Below are 19570 nucleotides of genomic sequence, written 5' to 3'. Positions count from 1 at the left end.
CGAAGCGTGCCCGGCTCCCTACGTCGTGCGCACATGCGGACGTACTAGGTGATCTTGATGGGGTTCACCACGTCGGCCACGAGCACGAGCAGCGTGAAGCAGACGAACACGCCGGCCACCACGTACGCGGCGGGCATCAGCTTCGCCACGTCGAACGGGCCGGGGTCGGGGCGCCGGAAGACCCGGGCCACATTGCGCCGGACCGACTCCCACAGGGCGCCCGCGATGTGCCCGCCGTCGAGCGGCAGCAGCGGGAGCATGTTGAACAGGAACAGGGAGAGGTTGAAGAACCCGACGAGCTGGAGGAAGAACACCAGCCGCTGCTCGGCCGGGATGTCCAGGGTGGCGATCTCACCGCTGATCCGGGCCGCGCCGACGATGCCCATCGGGGAGTCGGGCTCGCGCTCGGCTCCGCTGAAGGCCGCGTTCCACAGCGCCGGGATCTTGGCGGGGAGCTTGAACAGCCCCTGGACGCTGTTGTCGACGACCTCGCCCATGTGGTCCACGGACTGGCCGAAGGACAGCGGGGCGATCTCGCTCTTGGGGCTGAAGCCGAGCCAGCCGGCCGTCACGTACCGGCCCTTGACGTACCCGCCGTGGCCGTCCGTCATGGCGACCTTGTTCTCGATCAGGTTGACCGGGAGGGACTGCTGCTTCCCGTCCCGGACGACTGTCACGGTGGCGGGGCCGACGGTGTCGCGGATCTGCTTCTGCAGGGCGGCCCAGTCGGCCACCTTGTGGCCGTTGAACGCCACGATCCGGTCGCCTGCCAGCAGGCCGGCGGCCTTGGCCGGGGCGACCGGGTCGCCGGCCTTGCAGACCTCGCGCTTCTCGCTCTGCTGGATGACGCACGGCGAGACGCTCGCGACCTGGGTGGTCGTCTGGTTGATCCCGAAGCTCATCCAGACGCCGAAGAAGATCGCCAGCGCCAGCACCAGGTTCATGAAGGGGCCCGCGAACATCACGATCACGCGCTTCCACGGCCTGCGCGTGTAGAACAGCCGCGACTCGTCGCCGGGCTGGAGCTCCTCGTACGCCGCCGAGCGGGCGTCCTCGATCATCGAGCGGAACGGCGAGGTCGACCGCGCGGTCACCCTGCCGTCCTCACCGGGCGGGAACATCCCGATCATGCGGATGTAGCCGCCCATCGGGATGGCCTTGATGCCGTACTCGGTCTCGCCCTTGTGCCGCGACCAGATGGTCGGGCCGAAGCCGACCATGTACTGGGGCACGCGGATGCCGAAGAGCTTGGCCGTGGAGAGGTGGCCGAGCTCGTGCCACGCGATGGAGACGAGCAGCCCGAATACGAAGATGAGTATTCCGAGCACCGTCATGAGTGCTGTCATGCGCGCGCCTCCACGGCGGCCCTGGCCGCCATCTCCTGTGCCCGGGCCCTGGCCCAGGTCTCCGCTTCGAGGACGTCCCGGACGGTGAGAGAAGTTCCCGCATCCGGCGTCCCGTGCTCATCGACCACGGCAGAGACCGTATCCATGATTGCTGTGAACGGCAGCCGACCGGCCAGGAACGCCTCCACGCACTCCTCGTTCGCCGCATTGAACACGGCGGGGGCGGTGGAGCCCAGGGTGCCCACGTGCCGGGCCAGTCCCACCGACGGGAAGGCCTCGGTGTCCAGCGGGAAGAACTCCCAGGCCGACGCCTTGGTCCAGTCGAAGGCGGGGGCCGCGTCCGGGACGCGCTGCGGCCAGCCGAGGCCGATCGCGATGGGTCCGCGCATGTCCGGCGGGGTGGCCTGGGCGAGCGTGGAGCCGTCGGAGAACTCCACCATCGAGTGGACGTACGACTGCGGATGGACCACGACCTCGATGCGGTCGAACGGGATGTCGTAGAGCAGGTGCGCCTCGATGACCTCCAGCCCCTTGTTGACCAGGGTCGCCGAGTTGATGGTGATCACCGGGCCCATGGCCCAGGTGGGATGCGCGAGGGCGTCCTCGACGGTGACGCCGGCCAGCTCGGCGCGGGTGCGGCCGCGGAAGGGCCCGCCGGAGGCGGTGACCACGAGCTTGCGCACGTCCGCCCGGGTGCCGGCGGCGAGGGCCTGGAAGAGGGCCGCGTGCTCGGAGTCGACCGGGATGATCTGGCCGGGCTTCGCGAGGGCCTTGACCAGCGGGCCGCCGACGATCAGCGACTCCTTGTTGGCCAGGGCCAGGGTGCGGCCCGCCCGCAGCGCGGCGAGGGTGGGCGCGAGACCGATGGAACCGGTGATGCCGTTGAGGACGGTGTGGCACTCGGAGGCGGCGAGCTCGGTCGCCGCGTCGGGCCCGGCCAGGATCTCGGGCAGCGGCTCGGAGGCGCCGTACTGGGCGTTCAGCGCCTCCTTCAGGGCCGGTACGGCGTCCTCGCGGGCGACGGCCACGGTGTTCACCCGCAGCCGGCGGGCCTGCTCGGCCAGCAGCCCGACGCGCCCGCCGGCGGCGGACAGCGCGGTCACCCGGAACCGGTCCGGGTTGCGCAGGGCGAGGTCGATGGCCTGGGTCCCGATGGACCCGGTGGACCCGAGGATGACGATGTCCCGCCGGCCGGCCGCGGGGTCGAAGAGGAGGTGCGGATCGGCGAGGGGGGCTGGGCGGTCGCTCATGCCCCCATTGTTGCCGCAACTCAGGAGCGGTCGGACACGGAGTCCCCGTCGGTGACGCGCAGGAGCAGGTGCGGCAGCGTTCCGGCGAAGTCGGGGAGGGTACGGGCCACCCGCCACCAGGCCTCCGGGTCCTCGCCGAGGGCCAGGGTGAACAGCCGGTCCGCCTCGGCGCGGGCGGCGAGCACGGCGCCCGGCCGGTCGTGCCGGTCGGGGTGGTCCACGTCGCCGAGCCAGTGGTCCTCGTCCAGGGCCCAGCAGGCCGGCAGCTTGTGCCGGACCACGTCGGCGCCGGTGAGCAGGCCCCGGTCCAGGCAGTCCCGTACCCAGCGGATGTCCTCCTGGACGGTCTCCATCGGAACGGCGAGGCTGGCCAGGGCGAGCTCCCGCTCCACTCCCCCGGTCTCCGGCTCGGCGGCCGTGGGCGCCAGGTGGCGCACGGCCCGGACGAGGTCCTCGCCGGGCTCCGCCGGGGCGCCGGCGGCGAGCGGGGCAACCGGGCCCGCCGGTCCGGGCAGGCTTCCCGCGGCCACGGCGGCCACCAGGTCCGGCAGCGGCCCGGGGAAACCGGGGGCGTGCCGCAGCAGCTCGGACCACAGGCGGGGGTCGTCCTTCAGCGGGGCCAGGGCCCGGGTGACGGCCGTCTGCATGCCGGCCTGTTCGGGCAGGGTCCAGCGCAGGGCCGGGTACGCGGGGAGCCGGCCCAGGAGCAGCGTGCGGCGGGCGGGGGCGACGCAGGCGACGAGCTCCTCGTGGGTGAGCCGGCCCATGCGGACGGCGCGGACGGCGGGCCGGTGCCAGGAGCGCCCGTCCTCGTCGGCGGCGGGAACGGCGAGCAGCGCCCGGGCGGTCTCCGCGGGCAGGTCGGCGACGAGCAGCAGGGCCTCGGCGGATCCGGTCGGCAGCGGCTGCCGGGCGTGCTCGGCGCTCAGCTCCTGCGGGTCGAGTTCGTACGGGAGCCGCAGGACGTCGAGGGCGGTCCGGGGGCGGCGCGTGCCGTGCAGACGCAGCAGGCCGACCAGCTCGCCGGTGGTCAGGGCGCCGTCCGCGGGGTCCCGGCCGAGCTCGGCGCGCAGGACGGGCAGCAGCTCGGGCGGGGTCCGGCGCCGCGCGTACCGTTCGGGTCCGGGCAGGCCGGGCAGCGGCCGCCCGACGACGCGGGGGTTGCGGGCGATGAACCGGCGGTCCGCCTCGGACCCGTGGCGCAGCAGCAGGGTGACGGCCGAGGCGGGGAGCCACTCGTCGCGGCACAGGTACTTGCGGGTCGGCCGGTCGAGCCGGCCGAGGAGGTCGAAGGCGATGCGGTCCGGTGCGTGGCGCAGGACGTGCGCCACGCACCAGGCCAGCCGCCGGCTGTTGCGGTCTTCCACGGCCGTCGACATCGCTGTCCGCCCTGCCTTCGTGCCCGTACGCGTACCCGTACCCGTACATCCTTCCGACTGATATCGATGATCGCAGGTCAGCGGATGGGGCGGTGCACGTTTTTCTGAGTCGACGGGCCGGGGGCGGCGTCGGCGATCCAGGGCCCGTCGCCGGACGGGTCGAGCACGCCCTCCTCGAGCCAGGTGTAGGTGCCGGAGAGCACCCCGGCGACGACCTTGCGGTCCAGGTCGTCGGTGTTGGACCAGAGCCGGCCGAAGAGCTCCTCGACGCGGATCCGGGACTGCCGGCAGAAGGCGTCGGCCAGCTGGTAGGCCTCGCGGCCGTGGTCCCCGGAGGCGCGCAGGTGCTCGGCGCGCACACAGGCGGCGCTCATCGCGAAGAGCTCGGCGCCGATGTCGACGATCCGGCCGAGGAAGCCCTGCTTGGTCTCCATGCGGCCCTGCCAGCGGGACATGGCGTAGAACGTGGACCGGGCGAGTTTGCGGGCGCTGCGCTCGACGTAGCGCAGATGGACCGAGAGGTCGGGGTGACCGCCCGGGTGGAACGCGCGGTACGCGCCGGGGACCTGGCCCGGCCCGGTGGCGAGCTTGGGCAGCCAGCGGGCGTAGAACCCGGCCGCGCGGGCTCCGGCCTTGGCCTTGTCGCCGAGCGCCTTCTCGGGGTCGATGAGGTCGCCGGCGACGGACAGGTGGGCGTCGACGGCCTCGCGGGCGATCAGCAGGTGCATGATCTCGGTGGAGCCCTCGAAGATCCGGTTGATGCGCAGGTCGCGCAGCATCTGCTCGGCGGGGACGGCACGCTCGCCGCGGGCCGCCAGCGACTCGGCGGTCTCGAAGCCGCGCCCGCCCCGGATCTGGACGAGCTCGTCGGCCATCAGGCAGGCCATCTCGCTGCCGTAGAGCTTGGCGAGGGCGGCCTCGATGCGGATGTCGTTGCGGTCCTCGTCGGCCATCTGGGAGGCCAGGTCGACGACCGCTTCGAGGGCGAAGGTGGTGGCGGCGATGAAGGAGATCTTGGCGCCGACGGCCTCGTGCCGGGCGACCGGGCGGCCCCACTGCTCGCGTACGCCGGACCATTCGCGGGCGATCTTCAGGCACCACTTCCCGGCGCCGACGCACATGGCGGGCAGGGACAGCCGGCCGGTGTTCAGGGTGGTCAGCGCGATCTTGAGACCGGCGCCCTCGGCGCCGATGCGCTGCGAGGCGGGCACCCTGACCCGGTGGAAGCGGGTGAGGCCGTTCTCCAGGCCGCGCAGGCCCATGAAGGCGTTGCGGTGTTCGACGGTGATCCCGGGCGAATCGGCCTCGACGACGAAGGCGGTGATCCCGCCCCGGTGGTTCTCCGACTTCGGCACCCGGGCCATCACCACCAGCAGGTCCGCGACGACCCCGTTGGTGGTCCAGAGCTTCACCCCGTCGAGGACGTACGCGTCCTCCCCGTCGGGGACGGCGGTGGTGGCCAGCCGCGCCGGGTCGGAGCCGACGTCCGGCTCCGTGAGCAGGAAGGCGCTGATGGCGGTGGTCGCGCAGCGCGGCAGGAAGGTTTCCTTCTGCTCCTGCGTGCCGAACATCTTCAGCGGCTGCGGGACGCCGATCGACTGGTGCGCGGAGAGCAGGGCCCCGATGGCGGGGCTGACCGAGCCGACGAGGGCCAGCGCCCTGTTGTAGTACACCTGGGTGAGGCCCAGGCCCCCGTACTTGGGGTCGATCTTCATGCCGAGGGCGCCGAGCTCCTTGAGCCCGCGCACGGTCTCGTCGGGGATCTTCGCCTCGCGTTCGATGCGCGCGGCCAGACCGTTTTCGAGCTCGGTCTCGCAGAACGCCCGCAGCCGGGCCAGGAAGGCCTCGCCGCGCCGGACGTCCTCGTCCGCGGGCATCGGGTGCGGGTGGATCAGGTCGAGCCGGAAGTGCCCCAGGAAGAGTTCCTTGGCGAAGCTGGGCTTGCGCCAGTCCTGTTCCCGGGCCGCTTCCGCGACCTGCCGTGCCTCGCGCTCGGTCACCTTGGGCTGTGCGGGCTGTGTTGCGGACATGAGGGGGCTCACCTCGCCGCCGGAGTCGGTGGTACCGGCCTACTGGCCGGTGCTACCTGTGAGTCGTACCCAATCCGGGCCCGCGGGAAAAGGGGGACGGCCGGAGCCCCCGCACAGTAGGCTCCGGCCGTCGGCTTTTTGGCCGTACGAGAATCAGATGTCGAGGCCGGTCAGGACCAGGACTCGCTCGTACGTGTAGTCGTCCATCGCATAGCGGACACCCTCGCGGCCCACACCGGACTGCTTGACGCCGCCGTAGGGCATCTGGTCGGCGCGGTAGGACGGCGCGTCGCCGACGATCACACCGCCGACCTCGAGCTCGCGGTGGGCGCGGAACGCGGTCTGGATGTTCCGGGTGAAGACGCCGGTCTGCAGGCCGAACTTCGAGTCGTTGACGGCGGCGAAGGCCTCGTCGGTGTTCTCGACCTTCGTGAGCGTCAGCACCGGCCCGAAGACCTCCTCGACGGCGAGGGTGGTGTCGGCGGGCAGCTCGGCGATGACGGTCGGCTCGTACGAGGCGCCCTCGCGCTTGCCACCGGTGAGCAGCTTGGCTCCGGCGGAGATGGCCTCGTCGACCCAGGCCTCGACCCGCTTGGCGGCGTCCTCGGAGACCAGGGGGCCGACGTCGGTGGCGGAGTCGGACGGGTCGCCGGTGACCTGGGCCTGGACCTTCGCGACGACCTTCTCGACGAGGCGGTCGTAGACGGAGGCGTCGGCGATCACGCGCTGCACGGAGATGCAGGACTGGCCGGCCTGGTAGTTCGAGAAGGTCGCGATGCGGGTCGCGGCCCAGTCGAGGTCGGCCTCGGAGGACCAGTCGTCCAGGACCACGGCGGCGGCGTTGCCGCCGAGCTCCAGGGTGCAGTGCTTGTGGGGCACCGACTGCTGGATGGCGTAGCCGACCTTGTCGGAGCCGGTGAAGGAGATGACGGGCAGGCGCTCGTCCTTCACCAGGGCCGGCATCTTGTCGTTGGCGACCGGCAGGACCGACCAGGAACCGGCCGGGAGGTCGGTCTCGGCGAGCAGCTCACCCAGGATCAGGCCGGAGAGCGGGGTGGCCGGAGCCGGCTTCAGGATGATCGGCGCGCCGACGGCGATGGCCGGGGCCACCTTGTGGGCGCACAGGTTCAGCGGGAAGTTGAACGGCGCGATGCCGAGGACCGGGCCCTTGACGAAGCGGCGGGTCAGGGCGAGACGGCCGACGCCACCGGCGTCGGTGTCGAGGCGCTGGGCCTCTCCGCCGTTGAAGCGGCGGGCCTCTTCGGCGGCGAAGCGGAACACGGACACCGCACGGCCGACCTCACCGCGGGCCCACTTGATGGGCTTGCCGTTCTCGGCGGAGATCAGCTGGGCGATCTCCTCGGTGCGCTCGACGAGCCGCTTGGACACGTGGTCCAGGGCGGCGGCACGGACATGGGCGGGAGCAGCGGAGAACTCGGCCGTCACGGCGTACGCCGCGGCCACGGCCTCTTCGACCTGGGCGTCGGTGGGCACGCTGACGCTGCCGACCAGTCGGCCGTCCCACGGGGAGTGGACGTCGAAGCTGGCCTCGCCGGTGGCCTGGCGGCCGGCGAGCCAGAAGGCGTGGGTGGAAGTCATGCGAATCCCGGCCCTTCGGATGTGTGCGGGTCCTTGTCTCCTCCACCGTAGGACTCCGCCCGGGATTCGGCGTTTATCCGGGGTGGAGCATGCGGAGGTTCGGCCACGCCGCTTTGTCACTGTCGCCGTGCGGAGTACCGCTGCGCGGCCCGCCGACTACCGCGGCTACGCCGCAGGTGAGGTGGCCTTGAGGGCGAGCCAGAGCTCCATGCGGACGTCCGGGTCGTCGAGGGAGCGGCCGAGGATCTCCTCGACCCGGCGCATCCGGTAGCGCAGCGTGTGCCGGTGCACGCCGAGGTCGGCGGCCGCCGCGTCCCACTGCCCGTGCCGCGAGAGCCACGCCTGCAGCGAGGCCACCAGGTCGCCGCGCCCCTTCTCGTCGTGCTCGCGCAGCGCCCGCAGGGTGCCGTCCGCGAAGGCCCGTACGGCCTCGTCCGCCAGCAGCGGGAGTACCGACCCCGCCGCGAGGTCCTCGTGCTCCACCATCGGCCGCCCCCGCCGCCGGGCCACGGCCAGCGTCTGGTCGGCCTGTTTGAAGGCCGCCGCCACCCCCGAAGGCACCGTCGGGGCGGACAGGCCGACCACCAGCTCGTCCGGCTCCGGACCCGTGGCCTCCCGGCCGCGCCGCGACTCCAGCGCCTCGGCGTGCTCCGCGCAGGCCTGCACCGCCGAGCCCCCGTCGGCAGCCAGCACCACCAGCCGCCCCGGCTCCGGCACCACCAGCAGCGCCTCCCCCGCACGGGCTGCCGCCGACTCCACCGCATCGGCCAGCAGCGCCAGCCCCTCCGGCTGCGCGGTCCCCGGCAGCGCCGGCTCCGCCACGATCAGCCGGAACGGCGCCTCCAGCAGCGCCCCGTACAGGTCCCCGGCCACCGCACGCGCATGTTCGGCCTCCCCGTCCAGCAGCATCCGCAGCACGGCCGCCCCCAGCCGGGACTCGGCGTCGTGCAGCGACCTCGACCGCTCGGTGGTCAGGGTCAGCAGCGCCACCGCCGAGTGCACGGCGTACCGCTCGGCCGTGCCCAGCGGGGCCCCCGTGCCGACGGCGAGCGCACCGCGGGCCCGCCGCCCCGTCCCCAGCGACTGGAGCTCGACCCGGTCCTCCGAGCCGCCCACCACCGCGCTCGCGGGCGCCGGCCGCTCCCGCAGCCGCTCCACGTCGGGGGTCAGCCGCGCGGCGCGCCGCGCGGCCCACTCCGGGGCGGCTGCGACCACCGCGCCCGAGGTGTCGTACAGGGCGGCCCAGCCGTGCACGTGCGCCGCCAGCCTCGCCAGCAGCTCGGCGGGGCCGTCGGCGGACAGCGCGGCCCGCGTCAGCTCCCGCTGGGCCTCGAAGCCGGCGGTCACCGCGCGGTACTGGTCCGCGGCGAGCGCCGCGGAGACGGCCTTGCTGATCGCGAGGAACGGGGTCCTGCGCGGCACCTCCAGCAGGGGCAGGTCCTCGGCCCGCGCGGCCTCGACCAGCGCCTCCGGGACCGCCTCGTAGTTCACGCCGACGGCGAAGCCGATGCCGACGACCCCGGCCGCGGCGAGGCGCCGTACGTACCGGCCCATCTCCTGCGGATCCTCCGCGTCCAGCTTCATCGCGGTGATCAGGAGCAGCTCCCCGCCCTCCATGTAGGGGACGGGGTCGGCGAGCTCGCTGACGTGGGCCCAGCGCACGGGGGTGTCGAGGCGCCCCTCCCCCGCCCGGACGCTCAGCTTGAGCGCCGAGTGCTGGACGAGTGAGGCGAGGGTGAGCGGCATCGGGTACCAGGGGCCTTAAAAGAGGGAGGGGCACGGCAGGGAATTTCGCCTTGTCGTATGAACGACTCAGCTCGATTCTGCCACCCCGTACGGGTCGGCTCAGCCCGTCGCGGCCAGCCGAACCAGCAACGGAGCCGCCCGCTCCCCCTTGACGGAGGTCAGCGAGACCACGGCGTGCCCGGGCGGCACGGTGTTGGCCAGGGCCGAGGCCGACCAGCGCTCCCGCTCGACCTGGCGCACGGTCACCGCCTCGGTCGCGACCGCCTTGCCGGTGATCAGCTTGCGTACGGCGTGCAGAGCCCGGGTGAAGGGCTGATCGGCGTAGACCGTCCGGCTCGTGACGTCCCGCGTCTCGACGAGCTCGGTGCCCCAGGCATCGGCGAAACACTTGCCGTCCCAGGTGGTCACCCCGGAGAAAGCCATCCGGCAGCCGACCGACCCGAGGAGCGGAGTCCTGAGCGTTTCAGGTACGTCGTCCAGGGTGCGAAGGGTGAGCAGCACTCCGGCGTTCGCCGTGCGGAGCCTCTGTACGCCGCGCACAACATCCGGGGTGAGGGTGTGCGCGGCATCGTCGAGGGCGAGGAAGGCGAAGAGGGAGCGGTCGGCGCGGGCCGTGGCGGAGGCGTTGAACTGCGCGAGGAGCAGCCGGGCCAGCATCCGTGACGCGTCGGGGTGGCTGCGCTCGGGGAGGTCGACACGGACCCGGATCGGGTGTTCGAGGGCGCGCATGGAGAAGGGCCGGCTGGCGGCGGTGCTGTCGAAGAAGCCGTGGAAGGCCGGCCGGTCGAGCAGCGCCACACGGTCGGCGAGAGCCGTTCCCGGATCGTCGGGGGCGGTGTGCTGGCGGGCGCGGGCGTCGAGCTCGCGCAGCATGGCCTGATGCCCGGCGCTCTCCAGCTCCTGGCGCAGTTCCGCGAGCGCGGCGGGCAGTTGCTCGAGCAGCGCCCGCAGCTCGGGCACGGTGGGAAAGCGTCCGTACGCGGCCCGGAAGGGGCCGAGGAGCTGGGCGAGCGCGGTCGCAGCCCGGCGTACGTCGAGCCCCGGCGTCTCACCGATGAACGCCTCGGCAAGGAGGGAGGCGGCCTCGTCGGGGTTGGTGGTGCCGCCGTAGAGGTCCAGGTCGTGGACGGACGCGGGGTCGCCGGGACGGACCACGATGTCAAAGGCGTCGTCGGGTCCGAGCCGGCTTCCAGCAGCACCGACTGCGATCACCGCCGCCTCTCCGGCGAGAGCCTGGAGCGCCAGAGACTCGACGAGCGGCCTGACCAACAGGCTCGTCTTTCCGGCGCCCGAGGGGCCGACGGCGAGCACCGAGGTGCCGAGGACCCCGGGGTCCAAGGCCAGCCCGGTCCCGCGCCGCTCATACGGGTTGGGCTCGGCGTCGGTGACCCGGCCCAGGCGGACCTGGGCAACGGCCAAGTCGTGGGAGGCGACGCGCAGCGGCAGATCGCGCGATCCCGAGGGGTGGCCGCAGGCGGCCGCGCCCTTGGCCTGCACGGCCTGAACGAAGGCGGTGCGGCGCGAGGGATCGACCACTACGGACTCCCAGGCGCGGCGGATGCGCGCGAGGTCGACGTCGTTCATGCGGCCCGCCTCGGCCTCGGCCATCAGCCGGTCGGCGGACTCCCCCAGCCCGGCGGCGCGCAGTTGCGGCCAGCCGGCCGGGTCCTGCGGGCCACCCGGAGTCGCGGCGAGGACGTCGGAGGCGGGTCCGGCCGGGGTGAAGAGGCCTGCCAGCAGCGGGGCCCAGCCGCCGAGACGGGCGAAGACGAGGAGCACGGGGAGGTAGATCAGGGCGTAGAGGGCGTAGGTGACCACCGAGGCGGCCGTGCTGCCGAGCTCCGCGTACGGCAGGTGCCCGAAGGCCAGCGGGTAGACCGACAGGGTCTGGCTCTCGATCAGAAGCACCACGGCGAAGGCCCCGGCCGCGGCGCCCAGCGCGCGGTACCACGGGCCGCGGGCGCAGACCAGGCGGTCGAAGGCGGCCCGCCAGCCGCCGATCTTGGCGAAGGCGAGGAACATGCCGACGGTGCCCAGCAGCTCGTAGAGATCCTGGGCCGCCGCGCCGCGGTGGTCGACCGGGCCGGGGGTGAGGCTGCCGTCCCACCAGCTGGCGGGGGTGAAGTAGTAGAGGGGGGCGCCGAGGAAGGGGAGCTTCCCGTTGACGAACATCCGCCAGCACACGAAATACACGAGGAAGGCGACGACCACCCGGACCAGCACCGAGCGGTCGGTGCCGGCGGGCTTCGGTGGGGCCTGGGTATAGGCGAAGCGCCAGATGCCGGGCTCCGCCGCCGGGCGGGGCGTGCGCAGCCAGGCGGTGAAGGGGGAGCCGGAGGCCCCGGCTCCCGGGGCGTAGGCGGGCGGTGGCGGCGGGGCCTTGGGCCGCTGGGGCGGGAGGGCGGGCGGCGGCCCGGCCGGGCGGGGCACGTGCGCCCCGGCGGCGGTCGCGTCGGGGGGTCCCCCGGGCCCGCCGTGGCTGTGGCCGTACGTGCCCTCGGTGTCCATGAAACCCCTGCCCCCTGCCCGTGCCTGCGCTGCGTCGCTCAATGTAGTTGCCCGGAGGCGGCCGTGGGCCCGTACCGGCCCGTACCTCCGCAGCGTCCACAAGACATGCGGCGCATCCTTCCTATGGCCGTCACGGACAAGGACACGCGGGCACCACTCCCGAACGGAGCATGCCGTACCCCCTCCCCCGGGCCTAGCCTGCGGACAAAGACACAAGTGCGTCCGAAAACACCCCCCAGGAGCCCTCTATGACCGCTGTCCCGCAGGAGCGCCGCATCGTCACCGCGATCCCCGGCCCCAAGTCGCAGGAGCTGCAGGCCCGCCGCCTCGAGACGGTGGCCGGCGGCGTGGGCTCCGTGCTCCCGGTCTTCACGGCCCGCGCGGGCGGCGGCATCATCGAGGACGTCGACGGCAACCGCCTGATCGACTTCGGTTCCGGCATCGCCGTGACCTCCGTCGGCGCCTCCGCCGAGGCCGTCGTGCGCCGCGCCTCCGCGCAGCTCGCGGACTTCACCCACACCTGCTTCATGGTCACGCCGTACGAGGGCTACGTCGAGGTCTGCGAGGCCCTCGCCGAGCTGACCCCGGGTGACCACGCGAAGAAGTCGGCGCTGTTCAACTCCGGCGCCGAGGCCGTCGAGAACGCCGTCAAGATCGCCCGTGCGTACACCAAGCGCCAGGCCGTCGTCGTCTTCGACCACGGCTACCACGGCCGTACGAATCTCACGATGGCGCTGACCTCGAAGAACATGCCCTACAAGAACGGCTTCGGCCCGTTCGCCCCCGAGGTCTACCGCGTCCCGGTCGCCTACGGCTACCGCTGGCCCACCGGTGCCGAGAACTGCGGCCCCGAGGCCGCCGCCCAGGCGATCGACCAGATCTCCAAGCAGATCGGCGCCGACAACGTCGCCGCGATCATCATCGAGCCGGTCCTCGGCGAGGGCGGCTTCATCGAGCCGGCCAAGGGCTTCCTGCCGGCGATCGTGAAGTTCGCCAACGACAACGGCATCGTCTTCGTCGCCGACGAGATCCAGTCCGGCTTCTGCCGCACCGGCCAGTGGTTCGCGTGCGAGGACGAGGGCATCGTCCCGGACCTGATCACCACCGCCAAGGGCATCGCGGGCGGTCTGCCGCTCGCCGCCGTGACCGGCCGCGCCGAGATCATGGACGCCGCGCACGCGGGCGGCCTGGGCGGCACCTACGGCGGCAACCCGGTGGCCTGCGCCGGTGCGCTGGGCTCCATCGAGACCATGAAGGAGCTCGACCTCAACGCCGCGGCGAAGAAGATCGAGTCCGTCATGAAGACCCGCCTGACGGCCATGCAGGAGAAGTACGACATCATCGGCGACATCCGCGGCCGCGGCGCCATGGTCGCGATCGAGCTGGTCAAGGACCCCGCGTCCAAGACCCCGTTCCCGGAGGCGGCCGGCGCGCTCGCCAAGGCCTGCCACGCCGAGGGCCTGCTCGTCCTCACCTGCGGTACGTACGGCAACGTGCTCCGCTTCCTCCCGCCGATCGTCATTGGCGAGGACCTGCTGAACGAGGGCCTGGACCTCATCGAGGCCGCGTTCGCGGCCATCGGCACGGCCATCTGAGCGAGCATCCGAACGCACGCTCCATCAGGTACCGCCGGTAACGGTCGGAGCCTGTGAAGAAGATGTGGGGGGCCGATGGCAGGACCGCGATCCTGCTGTCGGTCCCCTTTTCGCTGCCGTACGGTTTCTGCAGATGAGTGAGACACCCCGCTCCCGGGCGACCGGGGGCGACACCAGTACCGGGCTTCCCCAGCGCCGCACTGGGCCTGCGTTCGCGCACACTCCTCACCGATCGGACGGCCGTTCGCCCCAAACCCCCCGGGGCGCTCGGCAACCCGATCCGGCCGGCCGTCCCGGAACCATCCCCCCTGTTCCGGGACGGCCGGCCATCCTCCTCCTCCTTCTCTCCCTGCCGGCACTCGCCCTGACGACCTGGCAGGTCCTGGTCTCGGGCCCGCTGCTCACACCGGACGAGCGCCTCAGCCGCGCCCTGGTCCGCACGGTCCCCGACGCCGTCACCGAGCGCCTGTCCGACCTCGGCAACATCCAGGTCGCCTTGCCGGTCCTGGGCCTGGCGATGGCGTACGCCGTCCGGCGCTCCCGCGCCTGGGCCCCGGCCCTGGCCGCGGGCCTGGCGATGACCCTGGTCCCGGCCGCGATCGTCCCGCTGAAGGAGTGGACCGCCCGCCCGGGCCCCCTGGAGCCCTGGGCCACCGGCTACTACCCCTCGGGCCACACCGCCACCTCCGCCGTCGCCTACATCGGCGCGGCCCTGCTGATCGGCCCCTACACCCGTCGCCGGTGGCCCATGGCCGCCGCCCTCGTCCTGACGGGCGCCACGGCCACCGGCCTGATCCTGCGCGGCTGGCACTGGCCCCTGGACGTGCTGGCCAGCTGCTTCCTGTGCACGCCCCTGCTGCTGGCCGTCCGATGGGCCGTACGGCGCACTGTCAGACCCTCCTCCTAGCCTGGCGCCGTTCTTGGACTTCGCCTTCATGGAAGGACTGCTTCCAGGCGCCGGGGGTCTGCGTCCAGGTGGACACGTCGGTGGTGCCGGTCCCGGCCGCGCCGAGGTAGACGTACGCGCCCTGCACCCAGGCTCCGAGCGTGTGCGTCGAGTCGGGCTTGACGGTGACGGTCTGGGAGCAGCGGGCGTTGTCCTGGCCGGCCGGGGTGGCCTTGAGGGCGGAGCCGCCGCCGTCAGGGCATCCGGCCCTCCTCCCCCGCCACCCGGGCCGCGGCCTCGTGCATCGCGAGCTCCAGCAGCACCGGATCGGTGAGCGTCCCGCGGCCGTCCGGGACCACCAGCCAGCGCACCCCGCCCGTGTCCCGGCCGGGGTACGGGACCACGATCCAGGTCCCGCGCCCGGCTCCCCGTACGCCGGTGGCGATCCAGCGGCCCGCCGTGCCCGGGGGCACGAAAAAGCCCAGCCGCGAGTCGCCGAAGTCGGCGAGCACCGGGCCGGGCCGGCCGAGGAGCCGTGTCAGGACGTCGAGGGCGGTCTGCCCCAGCTCCCCGGGCAGGATCAGCACGTCCCAGTGCCGGCCGGCGGGCAGCAGGACGACCCCGAGGGGGTTGCGCTCCCACTCCCACCGGCAGGCGTCGGGATCCGGCGCCACCGACACCAGCCATTCCACCGCGGTCTTGATCTCCGAGCCCTGCATCGCCCGGCCTCCGTTCTCTGGGGTGAGGGGTCCTCACCGGGAGAGAGCGGGGCCGGGCCCTGCGATGACGTGGGTTTCACCACCCCGTGGTGGTGAAACGGCTCACGGTGTGAACCGCGGCGCGCGCCGGGGGCGTACCGGGGGTCCCGGTCAGCTGTCGAAGCCCAGGCCGAGCTTGTCGAGGGCCTTCAGCCACAGGTTGCGGCGGCCGCCGCGGGCGTCCGCCCGGGCCAGGGACCACTTGGTGAGGGTGATCCCGGTCCAGGCGAAGGGCTCCGGCGGGAACGGCATCGGCCTGGACTTCACCATCTCCAGCCCGGTCCGCTCGGTGCGGGCCCCGTCCAGCAGGTCCAGCATCACGTCGGCGCCGAAGCGGGTGGCGCCGACGCCGAGCCCGGTGTAGCCGGCCGCGTAGGCGACCTTGCCGCCGTGCGCGGTGCCGAAGAAGGCGGAGAAACGCGAGCAGGTGTCGATGGCCCCGCCCCAGGCGTGGCTGAACTTGATGCCCTCCAGCTGCGGGAACGCGGTGAAGAAGTGCTGCGCGAGCTTCAGGTACGTCTCGGGGCGGTGGTCGTATTCGGAGTCGAGCTTGCCGCGGTAGGGGTAGACGGCGTCGTAGCCGCCCCACAGGATGCGGTTCTCCGGGGTGATGCGGAAGTAGTGGAACTGATTGGCACTGTCGCCCAGTCCCTGGCGGTTCTGCCAGCCGATCGCCTTCAGCTGGTCGTCGGTCAGCGGCTCGGTCATCAGCGCGTAGTCGTAGACCGGGACCGTGAACGGGCGGATCCGCTTGACCAGGGACGGGAAGATGTTCGTGCCCAGCGCCACCCGCCGGGCGAAGATCCGCCCGTACGGGGTGCGTACGGCCATCCCGGCGCCCGAGGCGGCGAGGGACAGCCCGCGGGTGTTCTCGTAGATCCGCACGCCCAGCGACAGGCAGGCCTTCTTCAGGCCCCAGGCGAGCTTCGCGGGATTGAGCATGGCGACGCCGTCGGTGTCCCACAGACCCGCCAGGAACGTCGGCGAGTCGACCTCGGCGCGCAGCTCCTCGCGGTCCAGCCAGCGCGAGCCGCCCGCCAGGCCCAGCTTCTCGGCCTCCTCGTACAGCTCGCGCAGCTCCTCGACCTGGTGGGGCTCGGTGGCCACGTCGATCTCGCCGGTGCGCTCGAAGTCGCAGTCGATGCCGTAGCGGGCGATGGCCGCCTCGATCTCGTCGAGGTTGCGGGCGCCGAGCTCCTCCAGTCTGGCGAGCTCGCCCGGCCAGCGGGCCATGCCGTTGGCGAGGCCGTGCGTGAGGGAGGCGGCGCAGAAGCCGCCGTTGCGGCCGGAGGCGGCCCAGCCCGCCTCCTTCGACTCGATCAGGACGACGTCCCGGGCGGGATCGCGCTCCTTGGCGATCAGCGCGGTCCACAGTCCGCTGTACCCGCCGCCGATGACGAGCAGGTCGCAGGCCTCGTCGGAGGTCAGCGCCGGCCGTGCGGCGGGCTTGCCGGGGTCGTCCAGCCAGTACGAGACCGGCAGTGCTTCGGAAAGGGATTGCGCAACACTTCGCATGGCGACTGGGGCCATGGCTTCCAACTCCCTACAGAGCTACTTGGGCTGTGCTTTCTTGCGGCGGTTCCCGACCATCTGGCCGGCGAGCACCACCAGCACCGCGATGACGAACATCGCCGTGCCGATGACGTTGATCTGGACGGGCGTACCGCGCTGGGCCGATCCCCACACGAACATGGGGAAGGTGACGGTGTTGCCCGAGTTGAAGTTGGTGATGATGAAGTCGTCGAACGAGAGCGCGAAGGAGAGCAGCGCGCCCGCCGCGATACCCGGTGCCGCGATCGGCAGGGTGACCCGTAGGAAGGTCTGCACCGGGCCCGCATACAGGTCGCGGGCGGCCTCCTCCAGCCGAGGGTCCATCGAGAGGACACGCGCTTTCACGGCGGCGACGACGAAGCTGAGGCAGAACATGATGTGGGCGATCAGGATCGTCCAGAAGCCCAGCTGGATGCCCATGTTGAGGAAGAGGGCGAGCAGCGAGGCCGCCATCACGATCTCGGGCATGGCCATCGGCAGGAAGATCAGCGAGTTGACCGCGGCGCGCGCCCGGAAGCGGTAGCGGACGAGTGCGAACGCGATGGCCGTGCCGAGGACGGTGGCGCCGATCGTGGCCCACAGGGCGAGCTGGAGCGACAGGGACAGGGAGCCGCACAGGTCGGCGACCCCGCACGGGTCCTTCCAGGCGTCCAGTGAGAACTCCTGCCAGGCGTAGTTGAACCGCCCGGCGGGGTTGTTGAAGGAGAAGACCGTCACGACGACGTTCGGCAGGATCATGTACGCGAGCGTGCCGAGGCCGAAGATGACGACGAGATTGCGCCGGAGCCAACTCATCAGACCAGGTCCTCCGTCCCCGCTCGGCGGATGTAGATGGTGACCATGATCAGCACGATGGCCATGAGGATGAAGGACAGCGCTGCGGCCGTCGGGTAGTCGAGGATCCGCAGGTACTGCGACTGGATGACGTTGCCGATCATCCGGGTGTCCGTGGAGCCGAGCAGCTCGGCGTTCACGTAGTCGCCGCTCGCCGGGATGAAGGTGAGCAGGGTCCCGGAGACCACGCCCGGCATGGAGAGCGGGAAGGTCACCTTGCGGAACGTGGTGACGGGCCGGGCGTACAGGTCCCCGGCCGCCTCGTGGAGGCGGGTGTCGATGCGCTCCAGCGAGGTGTAGAGCGGCAGGATCATGAAGGGGAGGAAGTTGTACGTCAGGCCGCAGACCACGGCGAGCGGCGTGGCCAGCACGCGGTCGCCCTGGGTGATGCCGAGCCAGCCGGCGACGTCCAGGAAGCCGGTCTTGTTGAGGACGGCGACCACGGGGCCGCCGTCGGCCAGGATCGTCTTCCAGGCCAGCGTGCGGATCAGGAAGCTGGTGAAGAACGGCGCGATGACCAGCACCAGCAGCAGGTTGCGCCAGCGGCCCGCCTTGAAGGCGATCAGGTAGGCCAGCGGGTACCCGAGCAGCAGGCACAGCACGGTCGCGGTGCCGGCGTACGCGAGGGAGCGCAGGAACTGCGGGTAGTACTCGGTCAGTGCGTCCCAGTACGTCTGGAAGTGCCAGGTGACCTGGAAGCCCTCTTCGAGGGAGCCGGTCTGCACCGAGGTGGAGGCCTGGTAGACCATCGGCAGCACGAAGAAGACCAGCAGCCACAGGATGCCGGGGAGCAGCAGCCAGTACGGGATCAGCCGCTTGCGCAGGGACGCCTTGTGGACCGGGGGTTCGGCGAGGGCCACGGCCTCCGGCGGCGCGGCGGTGGCGGTCATGCGCCCTCCTCCACCGTCTCGATGCCCGCGTCGCCCATCGTCCCTGCAAGCATGGATTGAGCCGCATCGAGGCCGAAGGTGTGCTCCGGGTTCCAGTGCAGGACGACCTCGGCGCCGGGGACCAGGCGGGCATCGCGTTCGATGTTCTGGACGTACACCTCGAGCTCGGGGCAGACCGGGCTGTCGATGACGAACTGGGTGGAGACCCCGATGAAGGAGGAGTCCGCGATCCGGCCGTGGACCGTGTTGCGGCCTGCGGCGATGGTGTCCTCCTCGTCCGCGTGGACCAGGGATATCTTCTCGGGACGCACCCCGACCAGCAGCTTTCCGCCGGACTTGGGGGTGGTCGAACACCGGGCCGCGGGCAGCCTCAGCTTGGTCCCCGCCGAGCTGACCATGACATCGGCGCCGCCCGCCTCCAGGACCTCGGCCTCGATGAGGTTGGACGTCCCGAGGAAGTTGGCGACGAAGGTGGTGCGCGGGTTCTCGTACAGTTCGGCGGGCGCGCCCAGCTGCTCGACGCGGCCGCCGTTCATCACGGCGACCGTGTCGGCCATGGTCATGGCCTCTTCCTGGTCGTGCGTGACGTGCACGAAGGTGATGCCGACCTCGGTCTGGATCCGCTTGAGCTCCAGCTGCATCTGGCGGCGCAGCTTGAGGTCGAGGGCGCCGAGGGGCTCGTCGAGGAGCAGCACCTGCGGGTGGTTGATGAGCGCGCGGGCGACGGCCACGCGCTGCTGCTGGCCGCCGGAGAGCTGGTGCGGCTTGCGCTGGGCGAACTGGCCCAGCTCGACCAGCTCGAGCATGTCCTCGACCTGCTTCTTGACGGACTTGATGCCGCGGCGGCGCAGTCCGAAGGCCACGTTCTCGTAGATGTTCAGGTGCGGGAACAGCGCGTAGCTCTGGAACACCGTGTTGACCGGGCGCTTGTACGGCGGCAGCTGGGTGACCTCGCGGTCGCCGAGGTGGACCGTGCCCGTGGAGGGCTCCTCCAGGCCGGCGATCATGCGCAGGGTGGTGGTCTTCCCGCAGCCCGAGGCGCCGAGCAGGGCGAAGAAGGAGCCCTCGGGGATGGTGAGATCCAGCGGGTGCACGGCGGTGAACGAGCCGTAGTGCTTGCTGATCCCGGCGAGGCGGACGTCGCCGCCCGCGGTCTTGTCAGTCATGGGTCGCGGCCTTCGGTGGTGGTGTCGTCGGA

General features: G+C 72.1%; 14 protein-coding genes and 1 pseudogene. 2 read left to right on the top strand and 13 right to left on the bottom strand.

Features of this window, described 5'->3' with window-relative positions:
* Window positions 1–44 precede the first annotated feature (44 nt).
* From AB0I68_RS20575 to AB0I68_RS20545, 7 genes are all read right to left on the bottom strand, one after another.
* Complete coding sequence (locus tag AB0I68_RS20575) at window positions 45–1346, bottom strand: site-2 protease family protein (RefSeq protein ID WP_363178762.1); 1302 nt, start codon at window positions 1344–1346, stop codon at window positions 45–47.
* Window positions 1343–2596, bottom strand: coding sequence for a 1-deoxy-D-xylulose-5-phosphate reductoisomerase (gene dxr, locus AB0I68_RS20570; RefSeq protein ID WP_363178761.1), 1254 nt, complete (start codon window positions 2594–2596; stop codon window positions 1343–1345). The genes AB0I68_RS20575 and dxr overlap by 4 nt, the downstream gene beginning before the upstream one ends.
* 20 nt (window positions 2597–2616) lie before the next feature.
* A complete protein-coding gene (locus AB0I68_RS20565) occupies window positions 2617–3975 on the bottom strand; it encodes a hypothetical protein (protein WP_363178760.1) in 1359 nt (452 codons plus the stop codon).
* Between the two features lie 77 nt (window positions 3976–4052).
* On the bottom strand, window positions 4053–6005 hold the full coding sequence (locus AB0I68_RS20560; protein WP_363178759.1) for an acyl-CoA dehydrogenase family protein: 1953 nt from the start codon (window positions 6003–6005) through the stop codon (window positions 4053–4055).
* Window positions 6006–6158: 153 nt separating this feature from the next.
* On the bottom strand, window positions 6159–7604 hold the full coding sequence (locus tag AB0I68_RS20555) for an aldehyde dehydrogenase family protein (RefSeq protein ID WP_363178758.1): 1446 nt from the start codon (window positions 7602–7604) through the stop codon (window positions 6159–6161).
* 165 nt (window positions 7605–7769) lie between these two features.
* On the bottom strand, window positions 7770–9350 hold the full coding sequence (locus tag AB0I68_RS20550; protein ID WP_363178757.1) for a PucR family transcriptional regulator: 1581 nt from the start codon (window positions 9348–9350) through the stop codon (window positions 7770–7772).
* A 99-nt stretch (window positions 9351–9449) separates the two neighbouring features.
* Window positions 9450–11858: an ATP/GTP-binding protein gene (locus AB0I68_RS20545; protein ID WP_363178755.1), complete on the bottom strand. Its 2409-nt coding sequence runs from the start codon at window positions 11856–11858 to the stop codon at window positions 9450–9452.
* A 248-nt stretch (window positions 11859–12106) separates the two neighbouring features.
* On the opposite strand from AB0I68_RS20545, the gene gabT reads away from it, so the two are divergent.
* Together gabT and AB0I68_RS20535 are read left to right on the top strand one after the other, a co-directional pair.
* Window positions 12107–13453, top strand: a complete 1347-nt coding sequence (gene gabT / locus AB0I68_RS20540; RefSeq protein ID WP_363178754.1) for a 4-aminobutyrate--2-oxoglutarate transaminase — start codon at window positions 12107–12109, stop codon at window positions 13451–13453.
* Window positions 13454–13586: 133 nt separating this feature from the next.
* The gene (locus tag AB0I68_RS20535; RefSeq protein ID WP_363178753.1) at window positions 13587–14360 is read left to right on the top strand and encodes a phosphatase PAP2 family protein; all 774 of its coding nucleotides are present in this window, start codon (window positions 13587–13589) and stop codon (window positions 14358–14360) included.
* Window positions 14361–14397: 37 nt separating this feature from the next.
* Here AB0I68_RS20535 and AB0I68_RS20530 read toward each other — a convergent pair.
* The 6 genes and pseudogenes from AB0I68_RS20530 to AB0I68_RS20505 form a co-directional block, all read right to left on the bottom strand.
* Window positions 14398–14583 (bottom strand): annotated as a pseudogene (locus tag AB0I68_RS20530) (chitinase); the annotation flags it as partial.
* 10 nt (window positions 14584–14593) lie between these two features.
* Entirely contained in the window at window positions 14594–15058 is a 465-nt protein-coding gene (locus AB0I68_RS20525) for a hypothetical protein (RefSeq protein ID WP_363178752.1), read from the bottom strand.
* 150 nt (window positions 15059–15208) lie between these two features.
* Complete coding sequence (locus AB0I68_RS20520) at window positions 15209–16627, bottom strand: FAD-dependent oxidoreductase (protein ID WP_363178751.1); 1419 nt, start codon at window positions 16625–16627, stop codon at window positions 15209–15211.
* A 21-nt stretch (window positions 16628–16648) separates the two neighbouring features.
* On the bottom strand, window positions 16649–17443 hold the full coding sequence (locus tag AB0I68_RS20515; RefSeq protein ID WP_363178750.1) for an ABC transporter permease: 795 nt from the start codon (window positions 17441–17443) through the stop codon (window positions 16649–16651).
* A complete protein-coding gene (locus tag AB0I68_RS20510) occupies window positions 17443–18372 on the bottom strand; it encodes an ABC transporter permease (RefSeq protein WP_363178749.1) in 930 nt (309 codons plus the stop codon). Before AB0I68_RS20510 ends, AB0I68_RS20515 begins: the two co-directional genes overlap by 1 nt.
* Window positions 18369–19538: an ABC transporter ATP-binding protein gene (locus tag AB0I68_RS20505; protein ID WP_363178748.1), complete on the bottom strand. Its 1170-nt coding sequence runs from the start codon at window positions 19536–19538 to the stop codon at window positions 18369–18371. The genes AB0I68_RS20510 and AB0I68_RS20505 overlap by 4 nt, the downstream gene beginning before the upstream one ends.
* Between the last annotated feature and the right edge of the window lie 32 nt (window positions 19539–19570).

It is taken from the genome of Streptomyces sp. NPDC050448, assembly GCF_040655295.1.
Classification (GTDB): Bacteria; Actinomycetota; Actinomycetes; order Streptomycetales; family Streptomycetaceae; genus Streptomyces.
This window is presented reverse-complemented; position numbering and strand designations above follow the sequence as displayed.